The organism is Pseudarthrobacter sp. HLT1-3 (assembly GCF_059383535.1).
Genome location: NZ_JBWZCJ010000001.1, coordinates 329,242 through 344,412, shown reverse-complemented (window position 1 = coordinate 344,412; position 15,171 = coordinate 329,242). Strand labels below are relative to the sequence as shown.

Below are 15,171 nucleotides of genomic sequence, written 5' to 3'. Positions count from 1 at the left end.
GGGAATTTTTCCCGATACTGAAACGGTACGCCGGCGGGATGGCAGGGTCTAGTGCAGTGTACCCCGCAGCCAGAGGCGACGTCGACGGAGGCTGAAGGTTTCAGGGGATGCGGGATTCTGGGTGGAGTTTCGGTGTCACCGCGAAATGATCGCGTATTCCATGAATACTTTCTCCGCCAGGAAGACAAAGGAAATCAACAACGTTAATACGCTTTTCACTTCCGCAGAGATTGGGTAGCATCAGCCTAGTCAGGTGACATCTGCAGATTCACCGCAGAAAAGGCGATCAAACGCATGAAAGAAGCGGCGATCAAGGTGAGACGAACAGTCCGCTGGCTAAGCCCGAGCCTGGTAATGGCATTAGTTGTTGCCGGAAGCCTGCTGGGAATCTCCACCAGCGCCTCGGCGGCTACTACTTACGGTTATCCCAGCATCAGCTACTCCGGAGTGAGCAATCCGCCAACATCGGACAAGCCGCAGAGCAAGCTCTGGTTCCACGCTGGATCGTGGTGGGCCGACATGTGGACTACCGGCACCGGCTGGCAAATTTACCGGATGAACGTCGCAACAAAAACCTGGGTCAGCACCGGTCTCACGAATGACACCCGCGGCAGCACGCTGGCGGACACGCTCTGGGACGGCACCCACCTCTACATCGCCTCCCATGTCGTCACCGTGTCCACTGAATCCTTCCATAAGGCATCCGTTTCGGGACAGCCGGCCAAGCTGTACCGCTACAGCTACGCCGGGGGAAAGTTCACCCTGGACAGCGGCTTCCCGACCACCATCATGAACAACAGCAGCGAGTCGATGACGATCGCTAGGGACAGCACCGGCGCCATTTGGGCGACCTGGACCCAGGTGTCCGGCAATTCAACCAGTGGCTACACCAACACCGTCTACGTCAACAGCTCCGCGAAGGGCGGAACCAGCTGGACCTCCCCGTTCGTAATTCCTATTGCCAGCCCGAACCCGGCACCGGATGACGTTTCGGCAATCGTGGCCTACGGCGGCAACAAGATTGGGGTCATGTGGAGCGACCAGCGCGCAGGCGCCGTGCGCTGGGCGACCCACACCGATGGGACCAGCGCCAAGTCGATGTTCTCCTGGAGACTGCGGGACGCCGTCAGTGGCAACAAACTCGCCGACGACCATCTGAGCGTCAAGACGCTTCAATCCGACAGAACCGGCCGTGTCTTCGCGGCGATCAAGACCAGCCTCAACGACGGTTCAACCAACAAGAGCCTGGCGCAGGTGAAGTTGGTGGTTTTCAAGCCCGGAACGGGCACGTTCTCGCAATCAACGATTGCCACGATTTGGGACTGCGTGTCCCGCCAGCAAATCATCCTGGATACGCAGAACAACACTGTGCACGCCTTCCTCACGGCCCCCGGGACCGGAGTCAGAGGCTGCGCCTACTCCGGCACTCCCGGCGCGATCTATGAAAAGACCGCGTCCATGGATAATCCGGTCTTCCCGTCCGGGCGTGGCACGCCGATCATCCAGGACGGCGCGTCAGCCAAAATGAACGACGTGACCACCAGCAAGCAGAGCGTGAACAGCACGACCGGCCTGGTGGTGCTGGCCAGCAACAACGTGACCAAGCGCTACTGGTTCTCCTACCGGGCACTGGGCGGAACCACTCCCCCTCTCGCCGCCCCGGCGGCCTCGTTCACCGCGCCTCCGACGTCGGGTGCTGCGCCATTGAATGTGGCCTTCACTGACACCTCCACGGGCGCACCGACCTCCTGGGCCTGGAATTTTGGGGACGGCGGCACGTCGACCACCCGGAATCCGTCGTACACGTATTCCACCGCCGGGATCTACACCGCGACCCTGACCGCCACTAATGCCGCCGGCTCGTCCTCGACCAGCAGGACGATCACGGTCACCGCGGGCAACCCGACGCCGTAGGCATCCATCAGTGTGCCGGTCGTTGTGCCTGTCGTTGCGCCGGGCTGCTGGCTAGACCGCGGACCAGCCGCCGTCGGAGGCGAGGATCGCGCCGTTGACGTTGGTACCGTCGTCGCTGAGCAGGAAGGTGATCGAGGCGGCAAGCTGCGCCGCGCTGGCAGGGGCCGGGATGTTCGCACCCATCAGCGGGCCGAGCCGTTCGGCGGCCAGCTGGGAACCCCAGGTGGCTTCGATGTTGGTGATGGTGGCGCCCGGGGCCACGGCGTTGAAGCGCAGGCCCTTGGGCCCGTACATCACCGAGGAGTTCTTGGTCAGGCCGACGACGGCGTGCTTGGACGCGGTGTACGCAGCGCCGGCGGCGGAACCGCGGAGCCCAGCCTCGGACGCGACGTTGACCACGGAGCCGGAACCCGCCTCCAGCATGAGTGGCACCACGGCACGGGTCAGGCGCATGAGGGCAGTGACGTTGATCCGGAAGACCCGTTCCCAGGTGGCGTCGTCGACCTCGTGAATCGGGGCGAAGTGGTCCATGATGCCCGCGACGTTGGCGAGCGCATCCACCCGGCCGCCCGCGGCAGCGACGACGGCTGCGACGGTTTCCTCGTCCGAGATGTCACCGGCCACCGGGACCAGGTCCAGGCCGGTGTTCCCGGCCACCAGCTCGTCCAGCCGCTCGGAGCTGATGTCGGCGGCGATCACCCTGCCGCCCTCCTTGGCAACGCGGAGGGCCGTGGCCAGCCCAATGCCAGAACCGGCGCCCGTGACGATGACCGTCTTGCCGGCGAAGCGGCCCGTGCTGATGGATTCCTGCCATGAAGCTTCGTTGCCCATAATGACCTTCCGAATGTTTCCAAATGCTGACACACCCACCTTATGACACGGTGTGTCATTATGAAAGGATGAATACTGGTGGGATGTTCGAGCAAGAGCCCAGACCCACCGGCACGCGATCGGCGGGACGTCCCGTGACGATCGATCCGGACGCCATCGCCGACCTCGCACTGCGGCTCTTTGCCGAAAAGGGCTATGAAAAGACCTCGATGGAGGACATCGCCGGCGCGGCGGGAATTGGGCGCAAAAGCCTGTACCGGTATTTCTCCAGCAAGGCCGATCTCGTCTGGGGCGGCATGGAACCGGTGATCGAGGCATCGGGAGTGGCCCTCGACGTGGCCCGGGACGGCCGCGACGGTGGCGACGGTGGCGACGGCCTCATGGCGGGCTTACGGGCGGCGGCCACCGCCGGAGTGGACCGGATTCCCGACTTGTCTGTGTCGCGGGGCCGGTTGCGCCTGATCGCCGCACATCCCGAGCTTGCCAGCCGCAGCTACGACACCCTGGCACCCCAGCGCGATCGGGCACGGCGCTACCTCGTGGATTTTGGCGTTCCGGAGGCCACTGCGGGCTACCTGTGTGCGGCCTATCTTGCCGCCACGTTTGAAGCGTGGATGCGGTGGGCCGCGGGCACGGATCCCGATCCCGTGCCGTACCTGCTGGCTGCCGTCGAGGTGCTGCGGGTGCCGGGGACCTGACGGGTTGTCGGCGTGGGATACGCCGCCGCAGTTTGCGCTGCGCTATTGCGCGATCGCTGCGAAACTGCGCAGCCGCTGCGCAAAATGCCCTGCGCTGCGGGTATTCGCGTAGCGACATCAATTTGTCGCAGCGGCAGACATTTTGCGCAGCGAGAAACGCGACGGCGGGGGTGACTGCCGCCGCGCCTCCTCCAGTGCCGTATCACCAACCAGACCGGGGCCAGCACCCGCTTCGACGTCATCCTCGCCCCCGCCGAAAGCTGAGCGGCAGGGTGACGCTGCGCTACTGCGCAGCCGCTGCGCAAAATGCCCTGCGCTGCGGGTATTCGCGTAGCGACATCGATTTTTCGCGGCGGCGGCCATTTTGCGCAGCGGAAAACGCGACGGCGGTGGGGGGTGTTTGGCCGCAGTTGTTTGACGGCACAGCGGGCCGGCGGGCAGCAGAGTGTCGAATTTTCCCCGTGGGTGACATCCTGAGCCTGTACCGCGTCCGCGGCACCAGGAACCGCGCGGTGTGTGCTGATATGCACCGGCACCCCGCCGTTGCTGCGCTTTCGGTCACCGCTGGTGCCGGGGAAGAGGCTTTATGACGGAGCACGACAAGGAGCACGACAAGGCACCCGGCGGCGGGGCGGTGCCGGACGGCCTGACGACGGCCGCCAACGACACCAACACCGGGGCGGTGCCGGACGGCCTGACGACGGCCGCCAACGGCACCGGCACCAACACCGGGGCGGAGTCTGTCGGCGCAGTTTCGGGTACAGACCGGAGCCGTCGAGGGATCTCGGAGTGGATCCTGGGCGGCGGGACCGACCCCGATGCGAGGTTCACGCTTGCCAACGAGCGCACGTTCCTGGCCTGGATCCGGACCTCCCTGGCGATGGTGGCCGGCGGCATCGCCGTCGAGGCCTTCACCGCGGAGCTGTTTGTCCCGGAGCTCCGCAAGACCGTGTCCGTGCTGTTGCTGCTGCTGGGGTTGGTGACTGCCGGCGGCTCGTTCTTCCGCTGGCTCAACGTGGAACGGGCCATGCGCCGCCAGACTCCGCTCCCGGCGCCTCTGATCGCTCCGATCCTGGCAGCCGGCGGCGCCCTGGTTGCGGCGGTCCTAATCGTTTTTGTGATCGGCCGGCCGGCCTAGCCATGGCGAAAACCAGGCCCGCGGCGGTACACAACGACCCGGGGCTCCAGCCGGAGCGTACGGACCTCGCCTGGCGGCGGACCTCATTGACGCTGGTCACGGCTGCCTGCATATTCCTGCGCTGGGTGCCACACCACGGCTGGTTTGCGGGCACCCTCGTGGCGGCTTCACTTGTGGTCGCCCTTGGCATCGCACTCACACAGCGGCGTCGCTACCACCACCACGCCAGCGGCATCGCCGGGGCCGTGATGCCCGCGAACGTCAGGGCGACGGCGGCCATCGCCGGCAGCGTCGTGGTCCTCGCCGGACTGGGCATCTACACGGTCGTATACCTGCCCCTGCAGCAATAGCGTGGGGTCGCGTCGGGTCAGGTGCTCAGGAACGACAGGTGGATGTCGCTGCCGTACCGGCGGATGATGTCCCGCTTCGCACTGCGGAAGGCCTCAAGGTCGCCCGCATGCCCGCGCTGCTCGATGCGGCGCCGGGCCAGTTCGTCGGCGATCACGTCCATAAACAGCTCGGCGAGAAGCAGCCGCGCGGAGTCCCGGAAGCGCCCGCGGCCGTCGACATAGAGCCGCACCGTGGGCGCCTCTGTGTTGATAATGACCTTGCGCTCCGCAGCGCTGTAGACGGCCCGGTCCGAACCGTAGTGCAGACTCCGGAATTCGTAGCCGACGAACAAATCCCTGCCGTGGTCCCGGGGCACCCGGTGCGCAACCGGGTGGTCGGCGGGGTGGTCGGCGGGGTGGTCGGCGGGGTGGTCGGCGGGTCGAACAACAGCAGCGTGCGGGGGCTGGCCGTCGCTGCGGTGCGAGGCGTGCTCGGCCACGACGATCTCGCACCACGCCCAGTAGGCGCCGGCCCGGACAGTGATCTCGCCCCGCTCCCCCGGCACGTCCCCCGTGACCGTCCACTCGATCCGCCGGGTCCGTCCAGGGAATCGACCGGAAGGGCAATCGGGTCTGGTTCAATCCGCATCGACTCCGGCAGGTCGAGCTCGAAGGTCAGCTGTCCGCCGTCGGGCAGCTGGCCCGCATCGAGCAGCAGGGCGACGTGGAACGGGTGCCCCGGTTTCCGGTAGTAGAACGGGGTGGTGAACCGCAGCGCGGCCGGCGGTTCCTCCTGGGCCGGCGTCGGGCCGGAGGCGTCCGGGGATGACTCGATGCCAAGGTCGACCACGGCCGCCTCGCTCATGTGTTGCAGCAGCCGCTCGATCATTTCGGCGGTGCGCCCCGAGGTGGTGGCCCGTTCCAGGTGCGTAAGTTTCTCCTTCTCGGCCAGCACGGCGCCGCCGATCATGGCGCTGACGGCCCGGGAAAACGCTGCCACGAACGGATCCTTGACGTTCAGGCCCTCCCGCTCGTCGCTGATGACGGCCTTGCCGCGGCCCAGCATCTCGGTCAGCGCCGCACAGCGAACGGCGCCGAAGAGGTACTCCGTTCCCACCTGGTTCTCGTATTCAAACAGCGTGCAATCGAGCACCGCCATGCCGGACAGGACCACCAGGCCGTTGGTGCGTTCGTCGCCCTTGAGCGTCAGTTCCACATCCTTGGCCCGCTTCAGCGTGAGGGTGAACGGATATTCCTGGCCCTCATGGCTGAAACTACCCGGCTGCTCCGGGCCGAGTAGGAGGACGGCCGGGGGTTCCTCGAAGCGGATCGTGTCGCTGCCGCCGTCCCCGGTTCCATGGTGGCCGCTGCCCGGCCGGCCAGGCGTCAGTACCACCGTCCGGCGCTCCAGTACGTCACGCAGGTAGATGTTGTCGCAGAGGGACTGCAAAAGGGTGGCGTGCTGGGTGATCGTGACGTGGGGATTGTCGACGACGATCGTCACCCGGGTGCCGCTCTGCGCGACGCCGGGTGGAAATCCCAGCCGGGCGTAGTCCGCGGGAAACGCCCGGCGGTCCTCCTCGCCGTCGTCGTAGAGGTAACCGCCGTTCTCCCCGCGGAAGACGTCGATGCGGGTGAACCGGCCGTCCTTGACGGTCTCGATCCAGCCGTGCCCCAGGCCGAAGATCGCCTGCTTCAGTCCGCGTCCGAAGTACCCGCGGCCGTTGCCCTCGCCGCGGGAGAGCGGGCTGTGCGCGCCGCCGTAGGTGAGGATGCGGGCGGCCTCCTCGAAGGACATGCCCTCCGCCTGGTCGGTCACCATGAGCACAGCTCCGGTGTGGTGCCGCTCGTAGCCGACGTGGATACTGCCGGTCACTGGCGTCCCGGTCTTCTCCAGCCGGGCGTAGCTGTCGTCGCTGTTGGTGATGAGCTCCACCAGCGCCTTCTCCACGGAAGCGAACCGGCGGGAGTCGATCCCGATCACCCGCTGGTCAACCTGGATTTCGGCAACCGTCATGGCGTCTCCCTCACTCGCAACCCCGCTGGTGCACCTGCTGCCGGCGCCGGACGGTGCCGATAGCTGGAGCCTAGCAGTTTGGCGGGTTGTAGCGCGGGTGTGCGAAATCGGCGGCGCCTGCCGGTTCGGGGGTCACCGCGCCCGCCACTTCGCGCAGCCCGGCGGCGACAGATTCGGGGGTGGTGTCGTTGATGAACGCGCCCATGGCGGCTTCGGACCCGGCCAGGTACTTGAGCTTGTCGGCGGCGCGGCGGGGAGAAGTCAGTTGCAGGTGCAGGTGGCCCGACCGGCGCAGGGCGGGCTCCAGCGGCGCCTGGTGCCAGGCCGCGATGTAGGGGGTCGGCGTCGGGTACAGGGCGTCAAAGCGCTTGAGCAGGTCCGGGTAGAGCTGCGCCAGTTCGTCGCGTTCGGCCCCGGTCAGGGCGGCGAGGTCCGGGACCGGACGGTGCGGGACGAGGTGGACTTCCAGCGGCCACCGCGCGGCGAAGGGGACATAGGCACTGAAGTGTTCGCCCTCCAGCACCATGCGGCTGCCGTCGTTGCGCTCGGCACGCAGCAGGGAGGAGGTGAGGGTGGCCGTGCCGTCCGAGTTGTCGAAATACCCGCCGGCCGCGGCGGCCAGGACCGCGGCGCGGGGCGTGACGTAGGGGTAGGCGTAGATCTGCCCGTGCGGGTGGTGCAGGGTGACGCCGATTTCCGCGCCCCGGTTTTCGAATGGAAAAACCTGCCGGATGCCGGGCAGAGTGCTGAGGGCCTCCGTCCTGTGGGCCCAGGCGTCGATCACCGTGCGGGTGCGGCGCCAGCCCAGTTCGGCGAATGATCCGGTGTGCTGAGGCGTGAAGGCCACCACTTCGCAGCGGCCGACGGCGGGTGCGGTGGTTCCCCAGACCGGCGCGGCGGGTATCTCGCTGGTGTCGGGCCCCAGCGAGGGGAAGCGGTTCTCGAAGACGGCGACGTCGTAGTCCGGCGCGGGGATCTCGGTCCGGTTGGCCGGCGTCGTCGGGCAGATGGGGCACTGATCCGCCGGCGGCAAATGGGTGCGTGACTGCCGGTGCGCCGCGACGGCGACCCATTCGCGGCTGAGCGCGTCGAAGCGCAACTGTCCGGGTTCGGCGCGGGCGGGCAGGTCCCGGTGGTCCACCAGGGATGCGGCGGAACGCTCGGCGGAGCCGGCATCGTCGAAGTAGACGATCTCGCGGCCGTCCGCCAGCCGGGTCATCGTGGTTCGCGTCATGGTCTCAGTTGTACACGAGGGGTCGCGTTCTGGTTGGTGGGGTTGTTGAAAACCAGGTAGAGGACGCGGAGCATAAGGACGGCTGAGATGCCGGCAAGGTTGTACCCGATGACGTGGAATAGCGGCAGGCCGGGGGCGACCTCGGCGCTGTTGCCGAATGCGAGCATGACGACGCCCATGATTCCGAGCACCCCGGCGATGAGTGTCAGCAGGGTTTGGCCCAACATGCGGGTCAGGACTTCCCGGTCGCGGCGGTCCGCGAGGAGCCGGACGTTGACGCTCAGGTGACCTTCCTGCAGGGCTGAGGCGAGCTGGTCAAGATGGCGGGGCAATTTTCTGAGGAGCGGGAGGGTGTCCAGCAGCTCCTGTTGTACGGTCTCCTTGATCCCTCCGAGGGTGAGGTGTTCTCGGATTTGGGCGCCGGCGAACGTCCGGGCTTCGGCGACTATGTCGAAGCCGGGTGCGAGTGACGTCAGGGTTCCGTCGACGGTTGCTATGGACCGGAACGCCCCGGCCAGGGCCGGGGGGATCGCGAGATCGAACCGGGCGAGGATACGTATCAGTTCGTTGAGGACTTTCAGGTCCAGAGGGACCCCGGGCTGGAGGGACGTGCCCATGAACTGGCTGAGCGTGCGTTTGAGGACGGGAACGTCGATCTCGTCGGGCCGGATCACAACCTCGAAGAGAGCGTCGACGAGAAGTCCGGCGTCGGCCCGGTCAATGGCCAGTACAACCTGTTGGATGCTGGTCCGGAGTTGGTGGTCCAGCCGGCCAACGGAGCCAAAGTCGACCATGCCCAGCCGGCCGTCGGCGAGGATGATGATGTTTCCCGGGTGCGGGTCGGCGTGGAATGTTCCGTCGATCATGATTTGTCGCAGGAGGCTGCGCATCAGTTGGGTGGCATAATCCTTGCGGATACCGGCGTCCATGGAGCCGGCTGTTGCCGGGTCGCTGAACGTGCGTCCATCCAGCATCTCCATCACGAGCACGCGTGAGGAACAGAGCCCGGGGACGTGAAACGGGATGACGACGCGCACAGCGTCCGGGTGCCCGGCCACGACGGTGCGGAGGGCGACTATGTTGCGTGCCTCCTGCTCGTAGTCCAGTTCTTCACGGAGGTTTTCCGCGAAGCCGCGGGCCAGTGCCTCCGTGCCTAGGGAGCTGCCGAACGTTGTCGAATCTTCCAGCTTCCTCCCCAGCCGCACGGCGATGTCCAGGTCAAGGGCTACCTTGTGCCGGATGTTCGGTCGCTGGACTTTGACAGCAACCCGGGATCCGTCGGGCAGGGTTGCCCGGTTGACCTGTCCGATCGACGCGGCGGCCAGCGGGGTTTCCTCGAAGTTGATGAAGACCTCTGCGATGGGGCGGCCGGCGTCTTGTTCGAGGATCAGACGGACTTCGTCCCATGGGACCGGGCCCACGTGCTGCTGCAGCCGGGACAGTTCGGTGATGTACGCGGGCGGCAGCAGGTCCGGTCGGGTGGAGAACATCTGGCCGAACTTCACGAACGTCGCGCCGGCTTCTTCGAGCGCGAGGCGCAGGGATCTCGCCCGTTCGGCGTTGACGTCCGGGTCGTTCGAGGTACGAAGCGGGTAGAGCCCGTGTCTGGCGCCGATGCGCAGGATCTGAGAGTACCGGATCCCTCGTTGGGATCCAGCTCTCAGTGCGTGCAGCCAGGTCTGCGGCGGGGGCAATACCCCGCGGGGGACGACGAGTTCGGCGATAACCAGGAACAGGAACGCGGCGAACAGCGCGATGCCGAACTGGATGCTGATGAACACGAGTCCGCGGTTAGGGGTCTGCCAGAGGATCTGGGATTCGAAGAGAAATTCCGTCCCGACCGCCACGATCAGGGCCAGGATGGTCCGGGCCGCTCCGACACGCACCCCCAGGATCCGCCGGGACAGAAGTGCCAGCAGCATCATGACTAGCGCGAGCAGCCCGACCATCCCGGCTATCAAGACAACTCGTCCTGGATCCATGCTTTTCTTCTCCTGAAGTCGTCACTGAGGTGCGCGACGGGTGGGTTGGTTGGGGTGGGGTCAGTTGGCGCGGGTGAGTTGGGCTTCAGCGGATTCTTTGCCGGAGACGCGCTTGCCGAGGGTGATGAACAGGAGGATCAGCCCGGCGGTGAGGCCGATGTGCCCCAGCCCGGAGATGCCTGCGACCGCGGCTGACGGAGTGAAGCCCTGGACAGTTAAGACGCCGCTGAGGACCATCATCGCGGCTGTGAGTGCAAGGCCGGCGTTGTAGCTCCAGAAGAACACGTTGAACATGCGCAGGCCGGAGAGGTTGAAGAGCTTGTCCAGTGCCAGAACGGCGAGGAAGAACAGCATGCCCAGGGCCAGGAGGTGGGTGTGCACCAGGGAAAGCTGGCTGCCGCCGGTGAAGTCGTTGGCTTTGGTGAATTCACGGTAGAACAATCCGGAAGCGAGGCCGCCGATCATGTAGGAGAGGGAGGCGTAGTAGAGCTTTTTCATGAGTGGGTTCCTTGGATAGATGAAATGGAGGTCGGAGGCCAATAATCAGGGGCTGCGGGTGGGCGGGCACGGTCATGCACGACACGTCGGCCGGGTTTGCGGGTATCAGACCGTCGTCAGCACGGGGGCGGTGAGTTTGCCGTCGCGCATGGTGGCGACTGAGTCGGTCAGCGGGACGAATTCGGTGTCATGGGTCACCATGACGGTGGCGACCATGAAGTCATTGGTGACACGGCGCAGCAGCCGAACGATGGAGTCGCTGCGGTCGTGGTCCAGGGCCGCGGTGGGCTCGTCCACGAGCAGGACCTTTGGATCTCCCATCAGGGCGCGGGCGATGTTGACCCGCTGGCGCTGGCCGCCGGAGAGCTGGTGCGGGCGCTTGTCTGCGCTGGAGCTGAGTCCGACGATGTCGAGGAGTTCTGCAGCTTTGGCCCGGGCGGCTTTGACTGACTTCCCGCGCAGGTGGTCGCCGATGATGAGTTGTTCGGCGGCGGTCAGGGACGCGAGCAGGTTGGGCTGCTGGAAGATGATGCCGATCTTCTCCCGCCGGAGTGCGGTGAGGTCCTTGTCGTCCAGCCCAGTGGCATCGGTGCCGTCGATGATCACCAGCCCATGGGTGGGGCGGACGAGGGTGGCGGCGGCGGCCAGCAGACTGGACTTTCCGGATCCTGACGGGCCCACAAGGGAAATCATCTGACCCGCCGGCACTGTGAGGTTCACAGCGTCCAGGGCTTTGAGTGTTCCGTCCCCGTCAGGGTATTCGAGGGTGACGTTGACGAGATTCAGGGAACCACGGGCGGCGGTGTGTGGGTCGAGGGGGCTGGGCGTGGAGGACATGGGTACTTCCTTCAGAATGTTCTCGGGCGGAATCTACAGCGGGGCCACGGACGTGACCGGCTGGCGGCTTGGCTGGTTGGCTGACCGGCTGGCGGGCCGGCCGGGGAGGGTCTAGTTCCCGCCGAGGGCGATCAGGGCGTCGACCTTGGTGACGCGGCGGACGGCCAGTGCCGCGCCGGCCAGACCGAGGGCGATGATTCCGAGGATGGGCAGGAGTGTTGTGGCGGGGGTGATCAGGAAGGGGGCTGCCCGGGCTGCGACGAAGCCGCCGAGGATGCCGATCCCGCCGCCGATTCCGGCACCGGCCAGCAGGACGATCGCGGCCTGGGTGATGGCGTCGCGCAGGATATAGCCGCTTGATCCGCCCATGGCCTTCAGGACCGCGATGTCGCGGGTCCGCTGGACGGTCCACACAGTCAGGAAGGCCACGATGACCAGGGCGGAGATGCCGTAGAGGAAGGCCTGCATCAGGTTCAGCGAGCCGTTTTCGCTCTTGTAGGAGCCCAGGGCCTGGAACGATCCGGTGCGTGAGTCGCTCACGGTGTGGGCAGCGATGTTGGCGGCGGCTTCGTCAACGCTGGCGCCGTCCCTGTAGGTGACGGCGGCGACGGTTCCGAGCTGCTCCGGGTCGGTCAGGTGGGCAAGTTTGGACCAAGTGGGAAGCGCAGTCCAGACCACACTGGTGTGGGAGTACCACTGGTCTTCGACCACGGCGCTGACGGTCAGCTCGAGTCCTCCGACGCCGGCCCTGTCTCCGGTCTTCAGGGCAAGGGCCTTGGCGACCGATTTGCCGATCACGACAGTGTCGGCGGTTACCGTGGACGGGGCCAGTTCGCCGTCCGGTGCGACGCCGAAAACGGCGACGTTGGTGGTGCCGGTGCCCGAACCGGTATCCGCAGCCACACCCTGGAAGCGGGTCTGGCTGATGCCCAGGGCTTCAGCGTTGCGTACGCCGGCCCGGTTCTTCCAGCTGTCGACCTGCGCAGCGGTGACCTCACTTTCGGTGAAGGAAGCCTTGGGCGCGTTCGCGCCGGGGGCGCCGAAGACGATGCTGTCCACCGCCTTGGAGGCGACTCCGCTGCCATTGACGGCGCCGAGTTTGTCAATTGCCGACGTCGACTGGTCCCCCAGCCCGGCCGTCAGTCCCGAGAGCATCACGAGCAGCAGGGTGATCAGGGCAACGACGCCGCCCATCAGGGCGAACCGGCCCTTGGCAAAGCGGATATCGCGGATAGCAAGAAACACGTTTGTTCTTCTTTCAGTGGATGAAGCAGCGGCCGAAAGGCCCTAAGTCCACCCTCCCGCGGGCCGGCCCCGGTGCCATCGTGCAGCCGGTTGATCCGCGGCGGAACATTGGCTGGCTCCCGGGTCAACCATTCGGTTGATCACACCTGCCTCGCGGTCCACCGCCAGCGGTCTGAACCATCTCCTTTTGACTTATCCACAGCCCGGATGAGCATAATGCAAGAGGACCGCCGACCTTATTGGATCGTAGGCGGACCGCTCGGAACAGTCATGCAGGACCATTTTCCTGCTGACGGCAGACACCTATTGCCCCTTCTCCCGTTGCAGGCACAGGCCCGCAGGGATTGATTATCGAGGCCCGGCGCGCAGACGCGCCGGCTGTGTGTCACTGCAGAAGCCGTTACCCGCCGTGCGCCTTTGCGCCCCCTGCGGTGCGGCCGGGATGTCTCACGGCCACATGCCTTCCGGGCGTCGAATCTGATGGAGAAGATCCAACGAACAGGAGTAGGCATGTCAATGCGAGTCGGAATCATCGGGGCTGGCCCCAGCGGGATGGCACAGCTACGGGCATTTGATTCGGCACGCCAGGCTGGAGCCAGCATCCCGGAGATCATGTGCTTCGAAAAGCAGGACGACTGGGGCGGCCAGTGGAACAACAGCTGGCGGATCGGCCTGGACGCCTTCAGCGAACCCGTCCACAGCAGCATGTACCGGCACCTGTGGTCCAACGGCCCGAAGGAGTGCCTGGAGTTCGCCGACTACACCTTCGACGAGCATTTCGGCCGGGCGATCTCGTCTTATCCCCCGCGCGAGGTCCTCTTCGATTACATCAAGGGCCGGGTGGAGAAATCCGACGTGCGCAAGTACGTGCGTTTCAACACGGCCGCCCGCTGGGTCTCGTATGACGAACAGGCGCAGGAATTCACCGTAGCCGTCGAGGATCTGATCACCGAAACGACCGAGACCCACATCTTCGACAAGCTGGTGGTCTCCACCGGCCACTTTTCCTTCCCCAATGTCCCCGAGTTCGAAGGCATCGGCGGCTTCCCGGGGGAAGTGCTGCATGCCCACGATTTCCGCGGCGCCGAACGGTTCGCCGGCCAGAACGTCCTGCTGATCGGCAGCAGCTATTCCGCCGAGGACATCGGCATGCAGACCCACAAAATGGGCGCTAAGTCCGTGACGTTCAGTTACCGCAGTGCTCCGATGGGCTTCGACTGGCCCGAGAACACGAGGGAACGCCCCCTGGTGACACGTTTTGAGGGCAGCACGGCGCATTTCAGCGACGGAACCACCGGAGACTTCGACGCCGTCGTCCTGTGCACGGGTTACCAGCACAAATATCCGTTCCTGCCGAGCGAGCTCTCGCTGAAGTCGCGCAACGTGCTCTACCCGGGCCACCTCTACAAGGGCGTGGTGTGGCAGGACAACACCAACCTGTTCTATCTCGGCGCGCAGGACCAGTACTACACGTTCAACATGTTCGACGCGCAGGCGTGGTTCGCCCGCGATGTGATGCTCGGCCGCATCGCGCTGCCGGACACCGCGGAGCGGGCAGCCGACGTCGCGGGCTGGCTGGAGCGGCAGTCCGCCCTGGCGGACCACGAAGCCGAAGCCGATTTCCAGACGGAGTATCTGCGTGAGCTCATCGCGCTGACGGACTACCCCGAGTTCGATTTGTACACCGTGTCCGAGCTGTTAAAGCAGTGGATGCGCGATAAGCAGGACCACATCCTCGGGTACCGGGACAACGTGCACCGCTCGGTGATGACCGGCACGATGGCTGCGAAGCACCACACGCGCTGGATCAACGCCATGGATGACAGCCTGGGGCGCTACCTCCAGGGTCCCTCGGAAAACGTGGACACCGGAGCCCTTGCTGCCCTCACCGCGGCGGCTCCCGCGGGACAGCACGGGTAGACCCCAACTTCCGCTTGCAGCGGTAACGATTCAGGGCGGACGACGGCGGAACACTTCCGCCGTCGTCCTGTTGCGTCCGCCCCCGCTGTGATGAGTCTCACGGGCAATAAATGCGACATCAGCTTGAGTCGCCGCCGCCGCTCCATGCACTATGAAAAGGTAAAGATTTACCATCCTGGTGGACGCAATGAGGCCATACCGGTGAGCTCGCAGAGCTGGCCAAGGTCTCAGGTGTTCCTGGTTGGACCCTCCGCGGCTCCGCATCGGTGCGGCAGCCGGACCTCCGGAATTATGAATGGAAGCACTGAACAATGACGTTTGAAACTGCCACCTCTGTCGCCCACAAACTCTGGGACCGCTCCAACATGCACCACGAGTTGGACGCCCTGATCCACGACCACTCGGTGCGCCACAACACCTCCAAGAGCAACATCGCGGTCCACGCCAGCGGCCCCAACACCTTCACGCTCAGCCTGAACCAGGGAGCAGCCAACCTCGAGTCGGCCTCCTCCTAGCTCCACAGCACCA

14 protein-coding genes are annotated in these 15,171 nt (G+C 65.6%); 6 read left to right on the top strand and 8 right to left on the bottom strand.

Annotation, left to right across the window (positions count from 1 at the left end; genetic code table 11):
- The first annotated feature begins 354 nt into the window (after positions 1-354).
- Positions 355-1,914: a PKD domain-containing protein gene (locus AC50X9_RS01570; protein ID WP_494889417.1), complete on the top strand. Its 1,560-nt coding sequence runs from the start codon at positions 355-357 to the stop codon at positions 1,912-1,914.
- A 51-nt stretch (positions 1,915-1,965) separates the two neighbouring features.
- On the opposite strand, the gene AC50X9_RS01565 is transcribed toward AC50X9_RS01570, so the two are convergent.
- Positions 1,966-2,745, bottom strand: coding sequence for an SDR family NAD(P)-dependent oxidoreductase (locus tag AC50X9_RS01565; RefSeq protein WP_494889415.1), 780 nt, complete (start codon positions 2,743-2,745; stop codon positions 1,966-1,968).
- Positions 2,746-2,879: 134 nt separating this feature from the next.
- On the opposite strand from AC50X9_RS01565, the gene AC50X9_RS01560 reads away from it, so the two are divergent.
- From AC50X9_RS01560 to AC50X9_RS01550, 3 genes are all read left to right on the top strand, one after another.
- Positions 2,880-3,443 carry a TetR family transcriptional regulator gene (locus AC50X9_RS01560; RefSeq protein ID WP_494889413.1) on the top strand — a complete coding sequence of 188 codons (564 nt, stop codon included), beginning with the start codon at positions 2,880-2,882 and terminating at the stop codon, positions 3,441-3,443.
- A gap of 781 nt (positions 3,444-4,224) precedes the next feature.
- The gene (locus AC50X9_RS01555) at positions 4,225-4,581 is read left to right on the top strand and encodes a YidH family protein (RefSeq protein WP_494889499.1); all 357 of its coding nucleotides are present in this window, start codon (positions 4,225-4,227) and stop codon (positions 4,579-4,581) included.
- Between the two features lie 2 nt (positions 4,582-4,583).
- Positions 4,584-4,931 carry a DUF202 domain-containing protein gene (locus AC50X9_RS01550; RefSeq protein ID WP_494889410.1) on the top strand — a complete coding sequence of 116 codons (348 nt, stop codon included), beginning with the start codon at positions 4,584-4,586 and terminating at the stop codon, positions 4,929-4,931.
- Between the two features lie 17 nt (positions 4,932-4,948).
- On the opposite strand, the gene AC50X9_RS01545 is transcribed toward AC50X9_RS01550, so the two are convergent.
- The 7 genes from AC50X9_RS01545 to AC50X9_RS01515 all read right to left on the bottom strand — a co-directional run bounded on the left by AC50X9_RS01545 (position 4,949) and on the right by AC50X9_RS01515 (position 12,723).
- Entirely contained in the window at positions 4,949-5,092 is a 144-nt protein-coding gene (locus AC50X9_RS01545) for a hypothetical protein (RefSeq protein WP_494889408.1), read from the bottom strand.
- Complete coding sequence (locus AC50X9_RS01540) at positions 5,083-6,927, bottom strand: ATP-binding protein (RefSeq protein WP_494889406.1); 1,845 nt, start codon at positions 6,925-6,927, stop codon at positions 5,083-5,085. The genes AC50X9_RS01545 and AC50X9_RS01540 overlap by 10 nt, the downstream gene beginning before the upstream one ends.
- 70 nt (positions 6,928-6,997) lie before the next feature.
- Positions 6,998-8,161, bottom strand: coding sequence for a galactose-1-phosphate uridylyltransferase (galT, locus tag AC50X9_RS01535; protein WP_494889404.1), 1,164 nt, complete (start codon positions 8,159-8,161; stop codon positions 6,998-7,000).
- Positions 8,158-10,143 carry an ABC1 kinase family protein gene (locus AC50X9_RS01530; RefSeq protein WP_494889402.1) on the bottom strand — a complete coding sequence of 662 codons (1,986 nt, stop codon included), beginning with the start codon at positions 10,141-10,143 and terminating at the stop codon, positions 8,158-8,160. The genes galT and AC50X9_RS01530 overlap by 4 nt, the downstream gene beginning before the upstream one ends.
- A gap of 60 nt (positions 10,144-10,203) precedes the next feature.
- A complete protein-coding gene (locus AC50X9_RS01525; protein ID WP_494889397.1) occupies positions 10,204-10,641 on the bottom strand; it encodes a DUF2871 domain-containing protein in 438 nt (145 codons plus the stop codon).
- A 105-nt stretch (positions 10,642-10,746) separates the two neighbouring features.
- A complete protein-coding gene (locus AC50X9_RS01520) occupies positions 10,747-11,478 on the bottom strand; it encodes an ABC transporter ATP-binding protein (RefSeq protein ID WP_494889393.1) in 732 nt (243 codons plus the stop codon).
- Between the two features lie 111 nt (positions 11,479-11,589).
- Positions 11,590-12,723 carry an FtsX-like permease family protein gene (locus AC50X9_RS01515; protein ID WP_494889391.1) on the bottom strand — a complete coding sequence of 378 codons (1,134 nt, stop codon included), beginning with the start codon at positions 12,721-12,723 and terminating at the stop codon, positions 11,590-11,592.
- 510 nt (positions 12,724-13,233) lie between these two features.
- Here AC50X9_RS01515 and AC50X9_RS01510 point away from each other — a divergent pair.
- Together AC50X9_RS01510 and AC50X9_RS01505 are read left to right on the top strand one after the other, a co-directional pair.
- A complete protein-coding gene (locus AC50X9_RS01510) occupies positions 13,234-14,643 on the top strand; it encodes a trimethylamine monooxygenase (RefSeq protein ID WP_494889389.1) in 1,410 nt (469 codons plus the stop codon).
- A 311-nt stretch (positions 14,644-14,954) separates the two neighbouring features.
- Entirely contained in the window at positions 14,955-15,158 is a 204-nt protein-coding gene (locus tag AC50X9_RS01505) for a hypothetical protein (protein ID WP_494889387.1), read from the top strand.
- Positions 15,159-15,171 lie beyond the last annotated feature (13 nt).

Coding starts and splice junctions, on each gene's coding strand:
- AC50X9_RS01550 (WP_494889410.1), top strand. CDS start 4,584: ATGGCGAAAACCAGGCCCGCGGCGGTACACAACGACCCGGGGCTCCAG.
- galT (WP_494889404.1), bottom strand. CDS start 8,161: ATGACGCGAACCACGATGACCCGGCTGGCGGACGGCCGCGAGATCGTC.
- AC50X9_RS01540 (WP_494889406.1), bottom strand. CDS start 6,927: ATGACGGTTGCCGAAATCCAGGTTGACCAGCGGGTGATCGGGATCGAC.
- AC50X9_RS01545 (WP_494889408.1), bottom strand. CDS start 5,092: ATGGACGTGATCGCCGACGAACTGGCCCGGCGCCGCATCGAGCAGCGC.
- AC50X9_RS01510 (WP_494889389.1), top strand. CDS start 13,234: ATGTCAATGCGAGTCGGAATCATCGGGGCTGGCCCCAGCGGGATGGCA.
- AC50X9_RS01570 (WP_494889417.1), top strand. CDS start 355: ATGGCATTAGTTGTTGCCGGAAGCCTGCTGGGAATCTCCACCAGCGCC.
- AC50X9_RS01520 (WP_494889393.1), bottom strand. CDS start 11,478: ATGTCCTCCACGCCCAGCCCCCTCGACCCACACACCGCCGCCCGTGGT.
- AC50X9_RS01525 (WP_494889397.1), bottom strand. CDS start 10,641: ATGAAAAAGCTCTACTACGCCTCCCTCTCCTACATGATCGGCGGCCTC.
- AC50X9_RS01505 (WP_494889387.1), top strand. CDS start 14,955: ATGACGTTTGAAACTGCCACCTCTGTCGCCCACAAACTCTGGGACCGC.
- AC50X9_RS01530 (WP_494889402.1), bottom strand. CDS start 10,143: ATGGATCCAGGACGAGTTGTCTTGATAGCCGGGATGGTCGGGCTGCTC.
- AC50X9_RS01565 (WP_494889415.1), bottom strand. CDS start 2,745: ATGGGCAACGAAGCTTCATGGCAGGAATCCATCAGCACGGGCCGCTTC.